Annotated in this window: 18 protein-coding genes and 3 pseudogenes; 14 read left to right on the top strand and 7 right to left on the bottom strand. The window is 62.5% G+C overall.

Annotated features, from left to right (window positions below; genetic code table 11):
• The first annotated feature begins 6 nt into the window (after positions 1-6).
• Both hmgA and fahA read left to right on the top strand, forming a co-directional pair.
• On the top strand, positions 7-1,323 hold the full coding sequence (gene hmgA, locus AC3AP7_RS04545) for a homogentisate 1,2-dioxygenase (RefSeq protein ID WP_475765157.1): 1,317 nt from the start codon (positions 7-9) through the stop codon (positions 1,321-1,323).
• Complete coding sequence (fahA, locus tag AC3AP7_RS04540) at positions 1,320-2,603, top strand: fumarylacetoacetase (protein WP_475765159.1); 1,284 nt, start codon at positions 1,320-1,322, stop codon at positions 2,601-2,603. The genes hmgA and fahA overlap by 4 nt, the downstream gene beginning before the upstream one ends.
• An 81-nt stretch (positions 2,604-2,684) precedes the next feature.
• Here the strand turns inward: fahA and AC3AP7_RS04535 are convergent, their stop codons facing one another.
• Genes AC3AP7_RS04535 through AC3AP7_RS04525 form a run of 3 tightly spaced genes read right to left on the bottom strand, consistent with a single transcriptional unit; the run spans position 2,685 to position 6,299 of the window.
• Positions 2,685-3,395 carry a PepSY-associated TM helix domain-containing protein gene (locus AC3AP7_RS04535; protein ID WP_475765161.1) on the bottom strand — a complete coding sequence of 237 codons (711 nt, stop codon included), beginning with the start codon at positions 3,393-3,395 and terminating at the stop codon, positions 2,685-2,687.
• Positions 3,392-4,075 carry a Fe2+-dependent dioxygenase gene (locus AC3AP7_RS04530; protein WP_475765163.1) on the bottom strand — a complete coding sequence of 228 codons (684 nt, stop codon included), beginning with the start codon at positions 4,073-4,075 and terminating at the stop codon, positions 3,392-3,394. Before AC3AP7_RS04530 ends, AC3AP7_RS04535 begins: the two co-directional genes overlap by 4 nt.
• Positions 4,076-4,115: 40 nt before the next feature.
• Complete coding sequence (locus AC3AP7_RS04525; protein ID WP_475765165.1) at positions 4,116-6,299, bottom strand: TonB-dependent receptor; 2,184 nt, start codon at positions 6,297-6,299, stop codon at positions 4,116-4,118.
• 263 nt (positions 6,300-6,562) lie between these two features.
• On the opposite strand from AC3AP7_RS04525, the gene AC3AP7_RS04520 reads away from it, so the two are divergent.
• From AC3AP7_RS04520 to AC3AP7_RS04505, 4 genes are all read left to right on the top strand, one after another.
• Complete coding sequence (locus AC3AP7_RS04520; protein WP_475765168.1) at positions 6,563-6,799, top strand: hypothetical protein; 237 nt, start codon at positions 6,563-6,565, stop codon at positions 6,797-6,799.
• Between the two features lie 358 nt (positions 6,800-7,157).
• A complete protein-coding gene (locus AC3AP7_RS04515; RefSeq protein ID WP_475765170.1) occupies positions 7,158-7,970 on the top strand; it encodes an ATP-binding cassette domain-containing protein in 813 nt (270 codons plus the stop codon).
• A complete protein-coding gene (locus AC3AP7_RS04510) occupies positions 7,967-9,007 on the top strand; it encodes an ABC transporter permease (protein ID WP_475765172.1) in 1,041 nt (346 codons plus the stop codon). Before AC3AP7_RS04515 ends, AC3AP7_RS04510 begins: the two co-directional genes overlap by 4 nt.
• Before the next feature lie 29 nt (positions 9,008-9,036).
• Complete coding sequence (locus AC3AP7_RS04505) at positions 9,037-10,041, top strand: substrate-binding domain-containing protein (RefSeq protein ID WP_475765174.1); 1,005 nt, start codon at positions 9,037-9,039, stop codon at positions 10,039-10,041.
• A 206-nt stretch (positions 10,042-10,247) separates the two neighbouring features.
• On the opposite strand, the pseudogene AC3AP7_RS04500 reads toward AC3AP7_RS04505, so the two are convergent.
• A pseudogene (locus AC3AP7_RS04500) lies at positions 10,248-10,331 on the bottom strand (SDR family oxidoreductase); the annotation flags it as partial.
• Positions 10,332-10,360: 29 nt separating this feature from the next.
• On the bottom strand, positions 10,361-11,104 hold the full coding sequence (locus AC3AP7_RS04495) for an SDR family oxidoreductase (RefSeq protein WP_475767778.1): 744 nt from the start codon (positions 11,102-11,104) through the stop codon (positions 10,361-10,363).
• Positions 11,105-11,425: 321 nt separating this feature from the next.
• On the opposite strand from AC3AP7_RS04495, the gene AC3AP7_RS04490 reads away from it, so the two are divergent.
• The 8 genes and pseudogenes from AC3AP7_RS04490 to AC3AP7_RS04455 all read left to right on the top strand — a co-directional run.
• Entirely contained in the window at positions 11,426-11,863 is a 438-nt protein-coding gene (locus AC3AP7_RS04490; RefSeq protein WP_475767780.1) for a carboxymuconolactone decarboxylase family protein, read from the top strand.
• 186 nt (positions 11,864-12,049) lie between these two features.
• Positions 12,050-12,982, top strand: coding sequence for a LysR family transcriptional regulator (locus AC3AP7_RS04485; RefSeq protein ID WP_475765175.1), 933 nt, complete (start codon positions 12,050-12,052; stop codon positions 12,980-12,982).
• 650 nt (positions 12,983-13,632) lie between these two features.
• Entirely contained in the window at positions 13,633-15,036 is a 1,404-nt protein-coding gene (locus AC3AP7_RS04480; RefSeq protein WP_475765177.1) for a tyrosine-type recombinase/integrase, read from the top strand.
• Positions 15,037-15,132: 96 nt separating this feature from the next.
• Positions 15,133-15,677 (top strand): annotated as a pseudogene (locus AC3AP7_RS04475) (helix-turn-helix domain-containing protein); the annotation flags it as partial.
• Positions 15,678-15,756: 79 nt separating this feature from the next.
• A complete protein-coding gene (gene tnpA / locus AC3AP7_RS04470) occupies positions 15,757-16,143 on the top strand; it encodes an IS66-like element accessory protein TnpA (RefSeq protein ID WP_475763211.1) in 387 nt (128 codons plus the stop codon).
• Positions 16,140-16,478: an IS66 family insertion sequence element accessory protein TnpB gene (gene tnpB, locus AC3AP7_RS04465; protein WP_475763209.1), complete on the top strand. Its 339-nt coding sequence runs from the start codon at positions 16,140-16,142 to the stop codon at positions 16,476-16,478. Before tnpA ends, tnpB begins: the two co-directional genes overlap by 4 nt.
• Positions 16,479-16,535: 57 nt before the next feature.
• On the top strand, positions 16,536-18,107 hold the full coding sequence (gene tnpC, locus AC3AP7_RS04460; protein WP_475763207.1) for an IS66 family transposase: 1,572 nt from the start codon (positions 16,536-16,538) through the stop codon (positions 18,105-18,107).
• Between the two features lie 42 nt (positions 18,108-18,149).
• Positions 18,150-18,659: pseudogene (locus AC3AP7_RS04455) on the top strand (integrase core domain-containing protein); the annotation flags it as partial.
• 117 nt (positions 18,660-18,776) lie between these two features.
• Here the strand turns inward: AC3AP7_RS04455 and AC3AP7_RS04450 are convergent.
• Together AC3AP7_RS04450 and AC3AP7_RS04445 are read right to left on the bottom strand one after the other, a co-directional pair.
• Positions 18,777-20,027, bottom strand: a complete 1,251-nt coding sequence (locus AC3AP7_RS04450; RefSeq protein ID WP_475763347.1) for an IS256 family transposase — start codon at positions 20,025-20,027, stop codon at positions 18,777-18,779.
• Between the two features lie 483 nt (positions 20,028-20,510).
• Entirely contained in the window at positions 20,511-21,665 is a 1,155-nt protein-coding gene (locus tag AC3AP7_RS04445) for a PIN domain-containing protein (RefSeq protein WP_475765180.1), read from the bottom strand.
• Positions 21,666-21,704 lie beyond the last annotated feature (39 nt).

Genomic DNA, 21,704 nt, shown 5'->3' with positions numbered 1-21,704 from the left:
CATCGCATGGCCACCCCCGCAAAAGCGCTCGCCTATCTGACCGGATTCGCCAACGAATGGGCAAGCGAGTCGCTCCCCGGCGCGCTGCCGGCCGGCCAGAACTCCCCCCAGCGCTGCCCCTATGGGCTGTACGCGGAACAGATCTCGGGCACCGCCTTCACCGCGCCGCGCCACGCCAATCGCCGCAGCTGGCTTTACCGGATCCGCCCCGGCGCCGCGCACGCGCCGTTCGAGCAGATCGGCAATGGCAAGATCCTTCAGGACTACCTGGAAATTCCCACGACACCCAACCAGTTGCGCTGGGATCCGCTGCCGCTGCCGCCCGCCTCCGACGCCGTGGACTTTATCGACGGCCTGCTCGGCATGGCGGGCAACGGCGACCCGCATGCCCAAAGCGGCGCCGCGATTTACCTCTATGCGATCAACCGGTCAATGCAGGGCCGCTTCTTCTATGACGCCGACGGCGAGCTGCTGATCGTGCTGCAGCAGGGGCGATTGCGTTTTGCCACCGAATTCGGCCTGATCGAGGCCGAGCCGCAGGAAATCGTCGTGATCCCGCGCGGCGTCCGGTTCCGCGTCGAACTGCTCGACGACAACGCGCGCGGCTATGTCTGCGAGAACTACGGCGCGCCGTTCCGGCTACCGGACCTGGGCGTCATCGGCTCGAACGGGCTGGCCAATCCGCGCGACTTCCAGACGCCGGTCGCGTGGTATGAAGATATCGAAGGCGAGTTCGAGCTGGTCGCCAAGTTCATGGGCAACCTGCATCGGGCCCGGCTCGATCACTCGCCGCTCGACGTCGTTGCGTGGCATGGCAACTACGCGCCTTACAAGTACGACCTGCGGCACTTCAACACGATCGGTTCGATCAGCTACGACCACCCCGACCCATCGATTTTCCTGGTGCTGCAATCGGTGTCGGACACACCGGGGGTCGACAGCATCGACTTCGTGATTTTCCCGCCGCGCTGGCTCGCGGCCGAACACACGTTCCGTCCGCCCTGGTTTCACCGCAACATTGCGAGCGAGTTCATGGGACTGATCCACGGCGAGTACGACGCGAAGGCGGACGGCTTCAGACCGGGCGGCGCGAGCCTGCACAACTGCATGAGCGGCCACGGCCCGGATGCGGCGACGTTCGAGAAGGCGAGCGCGGCGGATGTGACGACGCCGCGCAAGGTCGATGCGACGATGGCCTTCATGTTCGAGACGCGTCACGTGATCCGGCCGACCCGCGCGGCGCTCGCCTCCGCGCAATTGCAGGCCAACTACCATCAATGCTGGCTCGACATCAAAAAGCACTTCAATCCGGAGCAGAAATGAGCGCGATCAACGAAACCCATGACCCTTCGCTGCTTAGCTGGGTCGAGTCCGCCAACGTTCGCGACGCCGACTTCCCGATCCAGAACCTGCCGTTCGGCCGCTATCGTATGCGGATGCCCGGTTCGCCAGGTTCGGAGGCAGACTACCGGATTGGTGTCGCGATCGGCGACCAGATTCTCGATCTGCAGCGCACCGGCCTGATCGACAGCCCCGACATGAACGTGCTGATCGCGCAGGACGCGGGGACCCGCCTGCGCCTGCGGCGCGCCCTCTCGCGCGGCCTCGCGCAGGGCAGCGCCGAGCAGCACGCATGGTCGAAGCTGCTGACGCATCAATCGGAAGCCGAATTGACGGTGCCCTGTGCAATCGGCGACTACACCGACTTCTACACGGGCATTCATCACGCGACATCGGTCGGCAAACTGTTCCGGCCGGACCAGCCGCTGATGCCCAATTACAAATGGGTGCCCATCGGCTACCACGGCCGCGCGTCGTCGATCCGCGCGAGCGGCCAGACATTCCCGCGGCCGCACGGGCAGACCCGGATGCCCGACGCCGCCCAGCCGGGCGTGGGCCCGACCCGGCGCCTCGACTACGAACTGGAACTCGGCTATGTCGTCGGGCGCGGCAATGCGCTGGGGCAGCCCATCACCATCGAAAGCGCGGAAAGCCACCTGTTCGGCGTCACGCTGCTGAACGACTGGTCCGCGCGCGACATCCAGGCCTGGGAGTACCAGCCGCTCGGCCCGTTCCTGTCGAAGAATTTCGCGTCGACCGTCTCGCCGTGGCTCGTCACGATGGAAGCGCTCGCGCCGTTTCGCGCCCCGCTCGCGCGTCCGCACGACGATCCGCAGCCGCTGCCGTACCTCGATAGCGCGTTCAATCGCGCATCCGGCCTGCTCGACATCACGCTCGAAGTCCTGATACAGACGGCGCGGATGGCCGCGACGGGCATCGCGCCGCAGCGGCTCACGCTCGGCAGCGCGCGCGCGGCCGCGTACTGGAGCGCCGCACAGCTGGTGACGCACCACACGGTCAACGGCTGCAACCTCCAGCCGGGCGATCTGCTCGGCTCCGGCACGCTGTCGGGCCCCGCGCCCGACGAAGCCGGCTCGCTGCTCGAATTGACCGAGGGCGGCAAGAAAACGCTCACGCTCGCGAACGGCGAACAGCGCACATTCCTTGAGGACGGCGATACCGTGATCATGCGGGGCTGGTGCGAACGCCCGGGCGCCCGGCGCATCGGGCTGGGCGAAGTGCGGGGCACCGTGCGGGCGTGACCGGGCCGGGTCGAGCGCGCACCCTCCGTGCGGAACCCTGCGGAACGGTGCGCGTGCGCGCCGGCGAAGTACCTGGCCGGATCAGCACAGCGCCGCGCACACGGCTGCGACGATCGAGCCGATCACGAGCACGGCGCCCACGGTCTTGCGTCTGTTGAGTTCGGTCCACAGCAGCACACCCGTCAGTGAGAGCAGGATCAGCGCACCCGCGAAGGTGTCGACCACGAGCACCCAGGCGACGCTCATGCCCACGCCCTTGTGCAGGTTCGCGAGCGTCGCGAGCAGCGTATTGTCATTGCGCCTGAGCGTGACGAAGTCGTTTCCGCGCCAGTACTCGGCGATCACGCTCGCCTCGGGCGACGCAAAGACGATCTGCCAGTGCTCGGGCTGCACGCTCCGCCGGTCGCCCCAGGCCACCGCATGGCGCGGTTCCTTCTGCACGCGTCCCATGCGTGCCGGCAGCTTGAGGTCGGGTTGCGAGCGCAACCACTTTGCCAGCGCGTGGGGGGTATCCGGCGCGGGATCGGGCAGCGCAAGCTGCAGCGCTGCCACCTGCGGCGCACCCTGGGAAATGCGCAGCGGCGCACCGCGATGGTTGAGCACGAAACCTGTCACGCCGAACAGCAGCCCGAGCGCCGCGCCCCACAGCCCCACCCAGCCGTGCACTTTACGCAGCCATTTGATGAACGCGGCGCGATGCGAACGCTGTGCGCGCGCGTCCCGTACGATCGGGCGGTGTTGCGTCTGAGCGGGCTTCGCCGCGTCGATGGCCGCCCTGTCGCGGGCGTTCACGTTTCGCTCCAGAGCCGCAACAGGTTGTGATAGCAGCCCACCAGCGTGCGGCGCGCCTGGGCCTCGGCATCGCTCGCATTCAGGCGCTGGATGGCGGTATCCAGGTCGAACAGCAGCGCGCGCTGTGCGTCGTTGCGCACGAGGCTCTGCACCCAGAAGAAGCTCGCAAGCCGCACGCCGCGCGTGACCGGCGTGACCTGGTGCAGACTCGTGGCCGGATAGACGATCATGTCGCCCGCCGGCAGCTTCACGTGCTGCACACCGTAGCTGTCCTCGATCACGAGTTCACCGCCGTCGTACTCGTCCGGCGCCGAAAGAAACAGCGTGACCGACACGTCGGTGCGCAGCTTCACGCCGTTGGGCAGCACGCGCACCGCGCCGTCCACGTGACTGCCGAACGTCATCCCGCCTTCATAGCGGTTGAAGAGCGGCGGATACACCTGGTTCGGCAGCGCGGCACTGATGAAAAGCGGATGGCGCTCGATCGCGCGCACGATCACGTCGCCCAGTTCGCGCGCGATGGGCGTATGCTCGGCGATCTGCTGGTTGCGCTTGACGGGCGCCCCCGCATAGCCCGCCGTCGCGCGGCCGTCGACCCACGCGTGCCCGGCGTCGTCGAGCCGCGCACGCAGCGCGCGCAACTGCTCGGGAGTGAGAACATCCAGAATGTGCACCAGCATCGTGTTTCCTTGTCCTGTGTCGTGCGGCGGTGTCGGGTGGTCAGAGCCGATAGTCGAACGTCGCGAGAAGCGTGCGGCCGACGCCCGGCACCGAACGGCCGCCGTCGGACGGAATCAGCGCGTCGTAATAGAACTTGTTGGTCAGGTTCAGCAGGTTCAGACGCACGTCCCACTTCTTCTCGCGATACCCGAGCATCGCATCCCAGCGGGTGTATCCGCCCACCGACACATAGTTCGTATTCGCCGCATAGCGTGCCGACATGTAGGTGGGACCGCCGCCCACTTCCCAGTGTGGCACGAAATCGTACGTTGTCCATAATGTCAGCGTATTGCGCGGCGTGTTAGCGGGCGTGTTGCCCTGGGTGCCGTCCAGCGCGCGCAGCACGACGCCGTCCATGTACGTGTAGCCGCCGAATACCTGCCACTTGTCCGTAAGGTGGCCGCTCACGCCGGCCTGGAAGCCGCGCACGCGCACGTCGCCGTCCAGCCGATACTCGCCCGAGGACGTCTGCGTGCGCGCATTGTCCATCTCCTGCTGGAACAGCGCCGACGTCACCGACAGGTTGCCGCCCAGCAGATCCCACTTGCTGCCCACCTCATAGGACTTCGTATGTTCAGGCGCGAGGTTCTGCGTATTGTTCGTGACGGTGAGCGCTTCGAGCGAGGGATCGAACGAAGTGCCATAGGAGAAGTAATACGACTGCCAGTCGGTCGGCTGGTAGATGACGCCTGCGCGCACGCTCGTATAGGTGTTGGTCTGATCCGCATACGCGGGCGCGCTGACCGTGTTCGCGATGTGGGCCTGAAAGCGGTCCCAGCGTACGCCGCCGATCAGCTTCCAGTACTCGCCGAGCGACATCGTCTCGTTCAGGTAAGCGGCCAGCGAGGTCGCGCCGGACGCGGCGTGGTTGCCCACGGTCCGCGTGACGTTCGACGGCGTCGTCCCGTACAGCGGATCGGTCAGCGATACGATGGGCAGGTTGCCGCGCGTGGAGGCCTGGTTCGTGTAGCTGTCGTGCCCAGCCTCGATGCCGCCGATCACGTCGTGCCGGATGAACCCGGTGTCGAACCTGTACTCCGCCATCGTGTCGTTGTAGACCGAATGATTCTCGATCACGCGGTCGTGGCTCGCCAGCCTGACGTACAGGTCGGCGAGCGGCAGCGTCGTGTAGTTGCCCTTGCTCAACGCGGGGCTCGTGGCGAGCGGGCCAGTCAGCACGGCGCCCGGCGCCGTCTCGCGCGCGTCGGTGAGCGAGTGCGAGAACTGCGTCTGGTTGCTGATCCTGAACCGGTCGTTGAACGTATGGTCGATGCGCGCGGACACCGTCTGCACGTCCTGGATCGTGCGGTCGTCGGTGAGGCCGTAGTAGGTGTGCTTCGAAGGCGCATACGGATGACCGTCGATCGACTGCACGCCGTAGTCCGGCATGTCGTCGTTATGCTGGATCAGTGCGGACAGCGTCACCTCGGTCGGCGTGCCGATGCCGAAGCGCAGTTCGGGGGCGATCCCGTAGTCCTTGTTCTTCATCTCGTCGCGTGTCGAGCCGAGCGACTGCCCGAATGCGTTGAGGCGGAACGCAGCGGTATCGCCGAGCGGATGATTCAGGTCGATGCTGGTGCGATAGCGGTCGTCGGTGCCGAGCGTGGTCGACACTTGCGCGGACGGCGTGAGATTCGCCTTCTTCGTCACCTGATTGACGACGCCGCCTGTCGAGCCGCGGCCGAACAGCATCGACGACGGCCCGTACAGCACCTCGATCGCGTCGAGATCGAACGTGTCGCGATAGTACTGGTTGCGGTCCCGAAAGCCGTCGAGATAGATGTCGTTCTGCGCGGTGAATCCGCGCAGGTTGATGTTGTTGCCGATCTGCCCGCCTTCCGCGCCCCCGATCGTGATACCCGGCGCGTTGCGCAGCGCGTCCTGGAACGAGGTCGCGCCCTGCGACTGCATCAGGGCCTTGTTGATGACCGTGACGGTCTGCGGGATGTCGCGCAGCGCGGTGGGCATCTTCGCGCCGACCGTCGACCGTTCTGCCTGGAAGTCCTGACGATCGGCTTCGCCTGACACGGCGATCGCAGGCAGCGTCGAGCCCGCCGCCCTGTCCGGGAGAGCGGCCGGCGTGGTCTGTGTGACAGAGGGCGCGCTCTGCGCGAGCGCGGGGGAAGCGAAGGGTGCGGCAAAGGCCAGCGCGAGCGCACTCGCGAGCGGCGTCCTGTTCAGCATGGGAGTCCTGTCCGACGAAGGTCCCGGCCGGCGCTCGACATCGGCAATGTCGCGTGGCGGCACGGGTACGCTGGCTCGCTGGACGTCCCTCAGGTGAACAAGGACACGACGTCAGGCTGGCTGGTGTGATGGAACGGGCCGGCGTGGCGCGGCCCGATACAAATGCGAATGACTATCATTACATGTGTTTCGCTTTATTTCAACTGTAGGGTTATCGATAGCCTGGCAGGGGCCTGTCGAAAGGCCGTCGGTCGAACGGCGCCATGTTGCGCCGCCCGGCCGCCGCACGGTTGAACGTTGCACCGTTCAACCGCCGGCGCGCATCCACTGGCTCGCTGGAGATCGCGCGGCAAAGAACATCCGCCGGCGGCGGGGCATTTAATTCAATAGCGCGCGGAAATTCACTTGCTGGTCTTTTTCATCATTTCGATGTCGGCGCATTTCCCAAACTTTGCGAAATTGCCTTTCATTTTCTCACTGGCATTTCCTTGTGCCGGTGAATCATTCGGCCAGTGCGAGGCATCCTGCGATTGAATGCGGCCCGCTCCGGCAGGCGTGCCCCGCCCCCTTGCCGCACCGTGCGAACGGCGAGCGCGGAGCGCCCCGGTGCGCGTCGGCGATGCGTCATTAAAAGCGCGACGGGTCTCGTTTGCGATCCGTCTTTCAGTGGCCCGAGACTCATGGTTTACCGGGGAAATAAACAGAATGCTCAGGCGATTCTTGAACTGGACTCCAACTCTTGCTAGATTGCAGGGGCTTTCCGGAGTAAGTTGACAGAGGATCGACAAGCAAAGGGGAAGGTTTTATGGCCGTCGTCGTACACCTCATCGCAGCCGGTCATTCGCGCGGGAGCGCAGCGTGACGGCGAGCCGGGCGGCACCCGGCACGAGCGCGTATGAGCACATCGTGCGCGCGCAGGACATCAGCCTCTCCTACGGCAAGATCCGCGCGCTGTCCGGCATCGATCTCGCGATCGGGCGCAACGAGATCGTCGGTCTGATCGGCGATAACGGCGCCGGCAAATCGACGCTCATCAAGGTCCTGACCGGCGTGGTGCGGCCGAGCGCGGGCAAGCTTTTCATCCGCGACGCAGAGGTCGACTGGAGCCGCTTTTCGGTGCACGAGGCGCACCGGCTGCGCTTCGAGACGGTGTACCAGGAAAAATCGCTGGGCGAGAAGCAGCCGCTGTGGCGCAATTTCTTCGTGGGCCGCCAGATCACCAACCGCTTCGGCTTCATCAAGGTGGCCGAAGAGCGGCGCATTGCGAACGATATCCTGAAGCACCAGCTCGGTTTTCGCGGCGTGGGGATCGACGCCGATTCGCTGATTGCGAAACTCTCCGGCGGCGAGCGCCAGGGCATCGCGATCGGCCGGGCCATGTACTTCGACAGCGACCTGATCATTCTCGACGAACCCACGGTAGCGCTCGCGATCAGCGAGGTGCGCAAGGTGCTCGACTTCGTGCGCTCGATCAAGGCGTCCGGTCGCGCGTGCATCTACATCGAACATAACCTCGCGCACGTGCACGAGCTCGCCGACCGGCTGGTCGTGCTCGATCGCGGCCGGATCGTCGCGAATATCCGGTCGGGCGAGATGACCCTCGAAGAACTCACGCGGTTTCTGATCTCGCTGCAGCAGAGCGGGCACGCACCGGCGGGGACCCGAACGTGAGCGATCCGGTCAAAGACAAACAGCCGGCGCGGCTCGCGGGTTTTCGCCTGCCGGGTTTCGCCCGTGTCGAGGGCGTGCCGAGCGTGGTCGTGTTCGTGCTGGTGGTCGGCCTGTTCATGGCGACTGCCCCGCGCGTCTTTCTCGGCTGGCCCATCTACCTGTCGTTCCTGACCACCGTGCCGCCGATGGCGGTGCTCGCGATCGGGCTCACGCTGGTCGTCGCCGCTGGCGAGATCGATCTGTCCTTCCCGTCCGTGATGGCGTTCTCGGGCTTTCTGTTCGCGTGGTGCGTGAACACCACCGGATCCGCCTGGCTCGCGGTGCTCGCGGCGCTGGCCGGCGGCGCGCTGGTCGGCGTGGTGAACGGCGTGCTGGTCGCGGTGGTCGGCGTGCCGTCGATCATCGTGACGATCGGCACGCAGTTCCTCTGGGCCGGCGTGGCGTCGATCCTGTCCGGCGGCCTCTCCGATGCGCTCCAGCAGCTCGCCAGCGGTTCGGCCTATGCGGTGTTCGCGGGCACGCTGTTCGGCGTGATTCCGATGCAGGCGCTGTGGGCGCTCGGGCTTGCCGTGTTCATGTGGTTCATCCTCAATCGCCACCGGTTCGGCGAGCACGTGCTGTTCATCGGCGACAACCGCAACGTGGCAAAAGTCATGGGCATCAACGTGGTGCGCGAGACGGTGAAACTGTTCACGCTGATGGGCGTGCTCGCCGGGTTCGCGACCGTGCTGCTGACGCTCGAGAATCTGAACTATTTCTCGACCCAGGGGCAAGGCTATCTGCTGCCGGCGCTGGCCGGCGTGTTCATCGGCGGCACCTCGGTGTTCGGCGGCACCGCGACGATCGTCGGAACGTTCTTCGGCACCTTCGTGATCGGCATGCTGGAGGCCGGAATCGTCGCGACGGGGATTGCCGGCTTCTGGGTACAGGCGATCGAGGGCGTGGTGTTCATCGTCGCCGTGACACTGCATCTGCTGGTTGAGAATCCCGCCAGGCTGCGCACGTTGCGCGAGCGGTTCAGGCCCGGGGGGCGATGACGTCATTAAAACTGGAGACAGGAGCAGAAATGAACAAGATCGTGACGGGACTCCTTCTGGGAGCAGGCATGCTTGGGTTCGGCCTCGCGCCGCAGGCCGGCGCCACTGAGCCGACCACCACGGGGCCGCTCGGCGCCGGGATGACGATGTACATGCAGATGGGCGGGAACCCCGGCGACGGCGCCACGCTGCCTCGTCAGACGGGCGCGGCAGACGCGGCGCACGCGTTCGGCATCAAGGTGATCGAGCAGTACTCGGCATGGAGCCCGGAGACGATGCTCGCGCAGTTTCGCCAGGCAATGGCCGCGCATCCGACGTGCATCGGCATCATGGGCCATCCGGGCGATCCGGCCTTCGCGCCCCTGATCAAGCAGGCGGAAGACCAGGGGATCATCGTGACCGTCGGCAACACGCCGCTGCCCGCGAACCAGAAGCTGTATGACGGCAAAGGCTTCGGCTATGCCGGCGTCGATCTCTACGTGGGCGGGCAGATCACCGCGCAGGCGATGCTCGCCGCCGGGCTCAAGAAGGGCGACGAAGCGCTGGAATACGGCGTATTCAACGAGAGCGTGCGCAGCCAGTCCGATCGCGGTCTTGCGGATACGCTGGAGAAAGCCGGCGTGAAGGTGACGAAGCTCAATATCTCGTCGCAGGTGGACGCCGATCCGTCGCTCGCGGTGCCGATACTCGTCGCCTATATCGAGGCGCATCCTGACCTGAAGGCAATCGGCACGCAGCACGGCGGCGTGACCGGATTCATTCCGCAGGCGCTGCGGCAGGCCGGCAAGAAGCCGGGGCAAATCATCGTGGGAGGCATCGATCTGGCGCCGTCCACGATTTCCGGACTGCAGAGCAAGTACATCACCGCGACGCTCGACCAGCAGCTTTATCTGCAGGGCTTCCTGCCGGTCACGCAATGCGTGCTTTCGGCCGCGTATCATTTCGCCGGACTGACCATCAATACCGGCGCCGGCGTGGAGACACCCGCGACGATCGACTCGCTCATTCCGCTGATCAAGCGCGGCATTCGCTGAACGGGAATGCGGGGATTAGCAGCGAACGCTCTGAACGGACGGGTTCTGATGAGGCGCCGGAAGGACGGCGTTATCGGACACGTCGATCGCAAGATGGCCTTCGATGTCGCGAAAAAGCGGGGATAGACGTGCCCCGCCCCGCTTTTTCGGACTGTCTTCTCTGCCCGATGACGAGACCGCGAAGGCGGACGCACCGCCGGCTTGCCGTGCCGTGCAACCGCGAGCCTGTCCGACAGCGCGCGCCCGATACCCTTGCTCGCGCCCGTGACCAGAAACGTACGTTCAGCCATATGAAACTCCTGTGAGTGCGGGGACGATCTCAGGCGCTGAAGCCGCCGTCGATGCTCAGGTTCGCGCCGGTTACGAAAGCCGCTTCCGGGCTTGCGACATAAGCCACCAGGCCGGCAATTTCGTCCGGATGCGCGTGTCGCTGAATCGCCATCATTCCATGCAGCGCGCCACCAAATTCACCGCTCTCCGGATTCATGTCCGTGTTCGTCGGACCGGGCTGGACGTTGTTCACGGTAATGCCTTTCGGACCCAGATCTCGCGCCATGCCGCGCACCAGACCTTGCAATGCCGCCTTGCTCATCGCGTAGGCGGCGCCGCCCGGGAACGGCATGCGGTCCGCATTGACACTGCCGACATTGATGATGCGTCCGCCGTTCCCCATATGCGGCAACACCGCCTGTGCCGCGATAAACGCCGAACGCACGTTGATATCGAACGTGCGGTCGAAGTCGTCGAGCGCGTAGACGTCGACCGGGCCGAGCAGCAGCACGCCGGCGTTGTTGACCAGGATGTCGATGCCGCCGAAATCGCGCGCGACCTGATCGATCGCCGCCGTCAGCGCGGCGACATCGGCGGAATCGGCCTGGATCGCGCGTGCGCGATCGCCTTGCGCTTCGACCTCGGCAACGAGTTGCCGCGCCCGCTCCGCCGAGCCTTGATAGGTGAATGCCACCATCGCGCCCTGACGCGCCAGACGGCGCACCACCGCGGCGCCAATCCCACGTGCACCGCCCGTTACAAAGGCAACCTTGCCATCGAATTCCCTATTCATTTCGCTATCCTTAATAAATGATTTTGTCCGTTGATACGGATCGAAGTGGAAGGCGGCACAGATCGTTTCCGCCTCTGGACACATCATGCCCAACGTGAGGCGCGGTGTTGTTCCCGTCTTTCGACGGAGATGTTCGGATTCTTCGAACGTCTTGACGGATGCGCGGTCCCGCCTGGAGGCCGGGGGACATGCGCATCAACATGGTCACATCAAAGTGGTTCCATTAAATAAGCCAAAACTGGTCACTTCAGGTAACCGTTGGCGTGCGTAATATTGGAACTGCCGCAACACCTTGTATCCCTAAACACCGAGGTTTTCATCATGCAAGCACGTCTCGACTTCTATCAGGCAAACCCGAACGCCGTCAAAGCGCTGATGGGCGTGGAGCAGCATCTGCTCAAGTCGGCACTGGAAAAGCCGCTCGTCGAACTGGTCCGCCTGCGCGCGTCGCAGATCAACGGTTGCGCCTATTGCGTGGACATGCATAGCACCGATGCGCGCAAGGCCGGCGAAACCGAGCGTCGCCTGGCGGCGGTCGTTGTCTGGCGTGAAGCGCCGTTCTTTACGGATCGCGAACGCGCCGCGCTCGAATGGACGGAAGCGGTCACCCTCATCGCTCACGACCGCACACCGGACGCCGTCTGGGAAATCGTGCGACCGCATTTCACCGACGCCGAACTCGTCGATCTGACGCTGCTCGTGTCGACGATCAACAGCTGGAACCGCTTTGCGATCTCGTTCCGCAAAATCCCGGCATAACGCAGACTGGATGCCGTCGCGCTCTATGGCATTGCCCGTTCCCTGACCGGTCTTCCACGCGGTCCGGGGGTCCGGGGGTCCGGCGCTGTCTGGTTATGGCACGCTTGACGCGCACGACCTCGACCGCGCGTGGTGGATCATCGCAACGAATTCCTCGGCGCGCCCCCGTCCCACGAAGGAGCCGTTATGCTGACCGACGACGAACTGACGCTGCTGGAAACGATCCGCTCCAGCGGCAGCCTGTCGCGCGCTGCGGCGCGGCTCGGCAAGGCACCCTCCACCGTCTCGCATGCGGCGCGCCAGCTGGAATCCCGTTTCGACGCGCTGCTGTTCGACCGTCGCCGGTACCGGATGGAGCTTACGCCGGCGGGTCAGCTTCTGGCCGACGAGGCGCGACGGCTGATGGTGGACAGCGAACGATTGAGCCAGCGTGTGCGCCAGGTGGCGAACGGGTGGGAGGAGCGGCTGTGGATCGTCACCGACGAAATCGTCGAGTTCGAACTGCTGATGCCGCTCATCGATGCCTTCGATGCATTGCAGTCCGGCGTGAGCCTGCGGGTCACATCGGAGGTCCTCGGCGGCACGTGGGAAGCGTTGCGTGACGGCCGCGCCGACCTTGTGATCGGCGCGACCAATGAGCCGCCTGCGATGCCGAAGCTCCAATGGACCGAACTCGGCGTCATGGAATGGGTGTTCGCGATATCGCCGCGTCACCCGCTGGCAAAGGCTCGCGCACCGCTGACCGGCGAACAGATCGCCGCGCACCGGGCGGTCGTGGTAGCCGACAGTTCGCGCACGCAGCATGCGCGTGTTTACGGCGTCCAGGGAGGGCAACCCGTTCTCGCCGTGCCTGGCATGTACGCGAAAATCATCGCGCAGCGGGCCGGTCTCGGTGTTGGCTGGCTACCCCGCCACCGCATCGCCTCATTGCTGGCGCGCGGCGAGCTCGTGGAATGTCGGACTCAGGAACCGCGTGAACCGAATATGTTGTTCGCAGCGTGGCGCACTGACCGGTCGGGTCGAGCGCTGAAATGGTGGCTTGAGCAATTGAGGCAGCCACGTCTTGCGCACTATATCCTGCGCGGTATCGACCGGTTCGATACACTTCGCAGTACATAACAAAGTGCTGCGCCTGTTGTAATGCACCGGACACCGGCGCCTGTCTCCAGCTTCCGTCCCCGTCGCCGGACCAGCCGTTGGCAGACGTGGGGTTCCCAGCCAGCTACCGCAATTTTCCGTTGTTCCCGTAACCGCATGGGTAGCATGGGTACAGACCGCTGCAATGCGAATGCAAACGGACGACGCGCGTACCAGGCGGCCAACGTTCACGAGAGAGAACGATCCGACATGTCGGATTGTGGACGGCCTATAACGCAGGCTCGAGCGCCTGCTTTCTGGCTGGGCATTGCGGCGCGCTGCGCCGAACGGCAAGCGAGGGGGCCTGGCCGGCGACCGACGTAGAACAATGCAGACGCGGTGGCAGCGGAGTAAAAAAAGTGGGGCCCAAAACGAAAAAGGGTTACAGACTCTCATCTGTAACCCTTTGATTTCTTTGGTCGGGGCGAGAGGATTTGAACCTCCTACCACCTGCACCCCATGCAATTAATTAGTGGATTTCCGAAGATCGCACATGATCGCAACGGAACATAAAAATGTATAAAATACAGTTACTTGCGATGGATTTTCGGTCCCAGAAGATCCGCCAAGTTCCACGGACAGCCAGCCAATTCGGTGGGGTAAAAGTGGGGTAAAAATCTACGGTGACCTGTATGGGCAAGATCACGGTTAAGGAGCTTGAAGCACTGACTGCGGGCGATGACGGTCGCGGTCTCCGGGAAGATGGCGGAATCGTCGGCCGTGTCCGTGCAGGTCGACGCGGCGTTACCGTGCTCTTCCGATACGAATTCAAACTTGGCACAGACAAGAAGGATCACTCTTTGGGCTCATGGCCCAAAAAGAGCCTCGCCGACATCCGAGCCGAACGCGATCGGATGCGGGTCAGCGTCGCTGACGGCATCGACCCAACTGCGGCTAAGAAAGCGGGGCGGATCGAAAGGCAAAACGCTGTCGAAGCCACGCTCGCCGAAGCCGAGCGGCAACGTAGCCAATCGTTGACCGTACAAGACCTCTTCGACGAATGGATAAAAAACGGCGTCGCAAGAAGGGATGGGAACAAGGAGTTGCGCCGCCAATTCGAGAAAGACGTGCTTCCCGTCATCGGCCACATCGAGCTGCGAAAATTGACCGACTCCGATATTCATGCGATGGAATCCAAGCTGATCGCGCGTGGCGTTGTGCGAACGGCGATCATGACTTTCGACAATTTCGGCCAGATGCTGCGCTGGGGAGACGAGCGGCAGCCATGGCGCCGTCTACTAATCGATGGCAATCCCGTCAATCTGATCGACATGGACAAGCTGATTCCTGACGACTACGAGGAAGAGCGCGAGCGCAGATTATCGCTGGACGAAATCCGGCAATTGGCCCATATCCTTTCTCGCGCAAGGGCCGAGTACGCCGCGGCGCCGACCGGCACCAGACACACGCTGCAGCATCCTCTGAAACGTGAAACCGAGCTTGCCTTATGGATATGCCTGAGCACCCTCTGCCGAATCGGTGAATTGCTCGTGGCCAAGCGACAGCATGTCAATCTGCAAGATGGAACATGGTACATCCCGCGCACGAATGTGAAGGGGCAGCGGCAACACCGGCGGGAGTATCTCGTCTTCTTGTCTGACTTTGCCCGCCAGAAATTTACCGAACTGCTGGAACTATCTAGCGATTCCGAATGGTTATTTCCGGCTCGGAACAAGACGAAGGGAGATACCCACGTCTGCAAGAAATCGGTCAGCAAGCAGGTGGGCGACCGCCAAACACGTTTCCAGAATCGCAACAAGCCGCTTACCAAGCGCCGAAATGACGATAGCCTAGTACTCTCAGACGGGGTCAACGGCAATTGGACGCCGCACGATCTGCGGCGAACCGGGGCTACCATGATGCAAGAACTCGGTATCCCACTCGACGTCATCGACCGGTGTCAAAACCATATCGTGGCGGGCCCCAAAGTTCGCCGACACTACCTACTCTATGAATATGCAGCTGAGAAAACGGCCGCATGGAAAAAATTGGGAGACAAGCTCGCTGCGAGCTTATCTGTAGAAGTTCAGACTTGATCTGACAGTAAGGCCTTGCCAAGAGGCGGGGTTACCCGTTTTGATAGAGGTGCGAATCTTCATCAAAACAGCGCGCAAGCGCCAAGGAGTAACCCCGTGAGTAGTCTCAACCAAAACGTCATCCGCCACAAGATCGGTCTGCTGAATCTGGCCAGCGAGCTGGGCAACGTGTCGAAGGCCTGTAAAGTCATGGGCCTGTCGCGCGATACGTTCTACCGCTATCAGAACGCCGTGGCCGAAGGCGGCGTGGAAGCCCTGTTCGACAGCAACCGGCGCAAGCCGAACCCCAAGAATCGCGTCGAGGAAGCGACGGAAACCGCTGTTCTGGCCTATGCCACCGAGCAGCCCGCGCACGGACAGGTTCGGGTCAGCAACGAGTTGCGCCAGCGCGGCATTTTCGTGTCGCCGTCAGGTGTTCGGTCGATCTGGCTGCGCCACGAGCTGTCGTCCTTCAAGCTGCGGCTCATGGCCCTGGAGAAACGGGTCGCCGAAAGGGCATTGTGCTGACCGACGACCAGGTGGCGGCGCTCGAAAGGAAGCAGGACGACGATGTGGCCCATGGCGAAATCGAAACGGCCCACCCCGGCTACCTGGGTTCTCAGGATACGTTCTACGTGGGCACGATCAAGGGCGTCGGCCGTAAGCGTCCGGCCAAGTCACCTTGAATGCCGCTCAAGCACTTGCGAGTATCGCGTCCACTAAGAGCAAATAAGTGGACACGTGAACACTATCGAAGAACGCGCTCCGACGGAGCGCCGTCGCCGGCGACGCTACAGCGAACAGTTCAAGGCCGAAGTGGTAGCCGCCTGCCAGGCCACGGGCGTTTCGGTCTCAGCGGTCGCGCTGGAGCATGGGCTCAACGCGAACCTGCTGCGACGCTGGATTGATCAGGCCGAAGGCAGATTGCCGCGTGGAATGCCGGGGCGCCCGTCAGAAGTGCAGCCGTTACCGTCGCCGACGTTTGTTCCAGTCGCGCTGGAGCAGCGGAGTGTGCGCCCCGCAGAGATCCGGATCGAAGTGCATCGCGGCAACCAGTCGGTCACAGTGAGCTGGCCGGTCTCGGAGGCAACGCAATGCGCGGCCTGGCTGCGCGAGTGGCTGAGGTGATCCAGGTCGACGAGATCTGGCTGGCTGTTGAACCGCTGGACATGCGTGCGGGTTTCGATACGGCACTGGCGCGCGTGGTCAAGGTGTTCGGCGCTGCACATCCTCACCACGCGTACCTGTTCGCCAATCGCCGCGCCAACCGCGTGAAGGTTCTGATTCACGACGGTTTCGGCATCTGGCTGGCCGCCCGGCGCCTGAATCAAGGTCAGTTCAGCTGGCCACCTGTCGGCAGCGAGCCGAAGCAGCACACCCTCACGCACGAACAGCTCGCGGCGCTTGTGCTGGGCCTGCCGTGGCAACGCGTCGGACCGGACAGCGTGATCCGGATCGTCTGATGGCGGCGTAAACTGTTTCGCTTCTCCGGGTTGCTGGCTTCTGGCAGACTGATTCGCATGAACCTGCCATCCGATCTCGAAGCCCTCAGCCCGGAACAACTGCGCACGCTGGCAGCGCAGCTCGCGGCTCAGGTTCAGGCAAAGGATCTGGAGATCGAGGCGAAGGCGCGTGAAGTCAGCGAGCGTGACCGCGAACTGCGCTTCCGGCAGACACGTATCGACCATCTGACGCATGAGATCTCGATTCTCAAGCGCCAGCAGTTCGGCCGTCGCAGCGAGCAGTTCAACGGTGAACAGATGAACCTGCTCGACGAGGCGATCGATGGCGATCTGGCCGCCATCGAGATCGAGCTGGAGCAACTGCAACCCGCCACAGTCACACAGCGCGAACAGCCGAAGCGATCGGTTCTGCCTGCGCAGTTACCGCGCATCGAGATCCAGCACGAGCCGGACAGCACGACCTGCCGGTGTGGTTGCGAACGTGTCCGCATTGGCGAGGACGTCAGTGAGAAGCTGGACTACACGCCGGGCGTGTTCACGGTAGAGCGGCATATCCGGGGCAAGTGGGTATGCCGCAACTGCGAGACGTTGATCCAGGCCCCCGTGCCGGCGCATGTGATCGACAAGGGCATCCCGACCACGGGGCTGCTGGCGTCGGTACTGGTCAACAAATTCGCCGACCACCTCCCGCTGTATCGTCAGGAACAGATCTTTGCGCGTGCCGGTCTCGCCATTCCGAGGTCGACGCTGGGGGCGTGGGTCGGCGCGTGCGGAGTGCAACTGCAGCCGCTGGTGGACGCGCTCCGACAGGAGATGCTGAAGCAGGCCGTGCTGCACGCAGACGAGACACCGGTACAGATGCTCAGTCCCGGCAAAGGCAAAACACATCGGGCGTACCTGTGGGCGTATACGTCCACCCAGCTCAGCGGGTTGCGCGCCGTGGTCTACGACTTCGCCAGCAGCCGTGCTGGAGAGCATGCCCGGGCGTTCCTCGATGGCTGGCATGGCAAGCTGGTATGCGACGACTTCAGCGGCTACAAGGCATCGTTCCAGCAGGGCATCACCGAGATCGGGTGCGCTGCGCACGCACGGCGCAAATTCTACGAACTGCATGCCAACCACAGCAGCGAGGTGGCGAAGCAGGCACTACCGTTCTTCGCCGCGCTCTACGATGTCGAGCGCGACGCCGCAGCACTGAACGATGACGCCCGATACCAGCTTCGACAGCATCGAGCCAGGCCAGTGTGCGATGCACTTCACGAGTGGCTGATCACACATCGCCGGATCGTCTCCGAGGGCTCGGCGATAGCGAAGGCGCTGGACTACACGCTCAACCGGTGGGAAGCGCTGACGCGCTATCTCGACGACGGGGCTGTGCCGATCGATAACAACTGGGTTGAGAACCAGATCCGCCCGTGGGCTGTCGGACGCAACAACTGGCTGTTTGCCGGATCACTTCGTGCCGGTCAACGTTCAGCCGCGATCATGAGCCTCATCCGGTCAGCGCAACTCAACGGCCATGAGCCGCAAGCGTATCTCAAGGATGTTCTCACGCGACTGCCGACACACCGGCATAGCGATATCGCCTCGTTGCTGCCGCATCGATGGCAACCGGCCGCGACCAGCTAACTCCTTCCTCGCGCGTCAAGATGGGATGGCTGGCCGCTTACCGTCGGCCGGATCTATCAGCAGACCTTTGTCGATACCTACAGCAAGGTGGCCATGGCCAAGCTGTACACCACCAAGACGCCGATCACCGCCGCCGACCTGCTGAACGACCGCGTGCTCCCGTTCTTTGACGAACACCGCATGGGCGTTATCCGAGTGCTGACCGACCGCGGCACAGAATATTGCGGCAAGCCGGAATCGCATGACTATCAGCTGTACCTGGCGCTGAACGACATCGAGCACACGAAAACCAAGGCGCGACATCCGCAGACCAACGGCATTTGCGAGCGCTTCCACAAAACCATTCTGCAGGAGTTTTATCAGGTCGCGTTCCGTCGCAAGCTTTATCTGACGCTGGCGGAGTTGCAGACGGATCTCGATGCCTGGCTGGCTTATTACAACGGCGAGCGTACCCACCAGGGTAAGATGTGCTGTGGTCGCACGCCTCTGCAAACCCTCATCGCGGGCAAGGAGGTCTGGAACGAGAAAGTTAACCACCTGAATCTGATCTGACAACCACGCACCGTCAGAATGGGTAACTGTCAGATCGGGTCGCGACTTCTACAGCTTATCTGAAACTCCGAATGCTTGGGGGTGTCAGGAATTCCGTGTTCAAGGCGGGGTTGAGAATCACACGGATGGCCGAACAAATCGATCCGCGTAGAGGATAGCGAATTGGTTCATGGCCGCTTTCCAGTCTTTTGCTGCGCGTCCCCAGTCGGCGGTGATATTCCGCAATGCCAGCCAGATGAGCTTGGTCGCGGCATCGTCGCTTGGGAAATGGCCGCGCGTCTTGATGATCTTGCGTAGTTGCGAGTTGACATTCTCGATGGCGTTCGTAGTGTATATAACCTTGCGAATGTCCGGGGGGAACGCGAAGAACGGAATCACGCGGTCCCAGGCGCTGCGCCAGGCAACACTGACTGTCGGGAATTTCTGACCCCACGGGCTTTCGGCAAAGGCATCGAGTTCGGCCTGCGCGGCTTCGGCGCTCGGCGCAGTGTAGATCGGCCGGATCGCGGCCGCCAGCGCCTTGCGGTCCTTCCAGCTCGCGTAGGCCAGGCTATTGCGAATCAGATGGACAATACAGGTTTGCAGCGTCGTTGCAGGAAACACAGCTGCCAGCGCCTCGGGCATGCCTTTGAGGCCGTCGGTCACGGCAATCAGAATGTCGCCAATGCCGCGCGTCTTCAAATCATTGAATACCTTCATCCAGAATTTGGCGCCTTCGGTGTTCTCGATCCACAAACCGAGAATGTCACGCGAACCATCGGGCAGCACGCCCAAGGCCAGATAGACAGCCTTGTTGCGGACCACGGCGTCTTCGCGGATCTTGACGCGCAAGGCGTCGAAGAACACGACCGGATACATCGGCTCAAGCGGTCGGCTTTGCCAGGCGGTGACTTCGGCCATGACTTCGTCGGTGACGGAGCTGATGAAGTCGGGCGAGACTTCGGTGCCGTATTGCTCAAGCAGGAAGCCCTGGATTTCCCGGACCGTCATGCCGCGGGCGTACATGGCGACGATCTTGTCGTCGAAGCCGGTGAAGCGTCGCTCGTGTTTGGGTATCAGGATCGGCTGGAAGCTACCGTCACGATCGCGCGGTACCTCGATACGGACAGGACCATGCTCGGTCAGAACCGTCTTGCCACCCCGGCCGTTACGCTGGTTGGTAACGTCGGCCGGCCTGGCCGCGCCAGTGGGATAACCGAGATGATGGTTCATCTCTCCGTTCAGCGCACGCTCGATCAGGGCCTTCTTGAAGGCCATCGTCGCAGCGCTAATGGTTTCGGCTGTCATCGGGCCGTTGCCGAACTGCTCAAGCAACTCGGCGGGAATCGCCGGCAGATCCGCCGGCTGGGCTTTAGGTTTGCGAGGCATAAACTCTCCTTGGGAGCATGTTATGCCTTAAACACGAAATTCCCGACAGGCCCGAATGCTTCAATACCAGCACCGCAAGCATCGATCATCTGACGCTCGCGTTCTTGGCACACCCCACTCGATTGTCAATTCCAAGGCGGGAGCCCAGTCGGGACTGCGTTTCCGCCTGGTCACGCTGGATCGATACCGTCAGCGATACCGGAAATTCCATTCGGCAGTTCTCAACTCTGAGGAGACTGTATCGGAAAATCAATCTGCACTTCCCTTGAAATATCGCGGCCCCCCGAGCACTCAAGGACGGTTTCTTATTGAATACCGTCTTAGATACCGTCAAGTGCGTTCCAATGCGGTCCTCGCAGAGCTCGCAGAAGCCTCGCTACACACCCTATGGCGGCAGGCATCTCCGCTACGAAGCGACTTCTCTTGAAGCGATGTAGACGCCGCCGTTTAAAATGATAGTGTCAAATTCATACGCCGACACGTTCAATCTCCACTATATTCCGGCTCCACCTCGCCGACGTTAATCTCATACTGGCCGGGAGCCATTTCTACGTCTACATCCCACTTGGCCGGATCCACGTCGGTCTCAGCATCTCTAACGGTCAAAAAAGCTTTCACTTCAATATCCGTCTTGCGTCGAACTGTTTGTGTGTCAAGCTCCATCTCCTCCCGATCGATCGCATCCCAAACATAGAACGTCACATCGAGCAGCACTTCCACTGTCAACGACGCTGTTAATTCGACAACCCAGACAGACTTATCCTCCTCAAGATTCCAGACCTTCGTTCGATCGGATTGCAATACGTGGCTAATAACATCCGCTTCATAGGTCGCCGCTTCGACGCGGGGTACAACGCCACTGTACACATTCTCGACACTCCATGACGACTCGTGGATGTGCGCCCTGAATCCGTCAAGAAGCGCGGTCCGCACGGACGAACTCTCGTCCTCTACCGCGGAAGTGATCCGGTCAGCGATCGCCTTAGCGTGCTCGCCGGTGGCCTCGAAAAGCGCAATCAATTCGTCAAGTGACTTAACGCGATACAGATACTCCGACTTCTCTGCAAACTCGCTCCATCCCTCATCTCGCGAAGCGACAACCCCTTTAGTCTCATGATCACGCGCGTAGTCCTCAAGGAGCATTAAAGACGTTGCGTCCGGGAATTCGGCCTTCTTGTCCTTCCGCGTACCAAACGGCGGCTGTCCCGCGAAATATCGTTCAAAAATTCTGGGCATCATGTCATCGCCGCCAATCGGAAGTACCTCGCCGCGGCATCGTTCTGCGTAACTGTCGACGCGCTTGCGGAACACCGCCTCTGCGTTGCTTGCGACCGACAGGGCTTCGAACAATTTATCGATTTGCCCCATGTCAGTGCCGACAGCACGTTTGAGCGTATCAGAGCCCTTCCTGAACTCTCCCATAGCCTGCGTCACCGATTTCATAAGGTGACTAACAATTTCTCTTGCCGTGACATCGGTCAACAGAAGCTGCATCGTTTTGGGAGACACCTGAGGCAGCTGGTTAAGCACACCGGCGTCGAAACTGTACCCGGCACTTTGTATCAGGTCGGTATCGAGGGAAAAAAACGAGATTTCACCGCTCCAAAGCTGAGCCGCGGTCGGACGATCTTGAGGCATGTGTTTGGTTTGTGGATGGTCGATGCCTGATGATACCGA

Source organism: Paraburkholderia sp. PAMB 6770, from assembly GCF_057748135.1.
The sequence above is the reverse complement of the archived record's forward strand: the minus strand, read 5'-3'. Positions and strand labels throughout refer to the sequence as shown.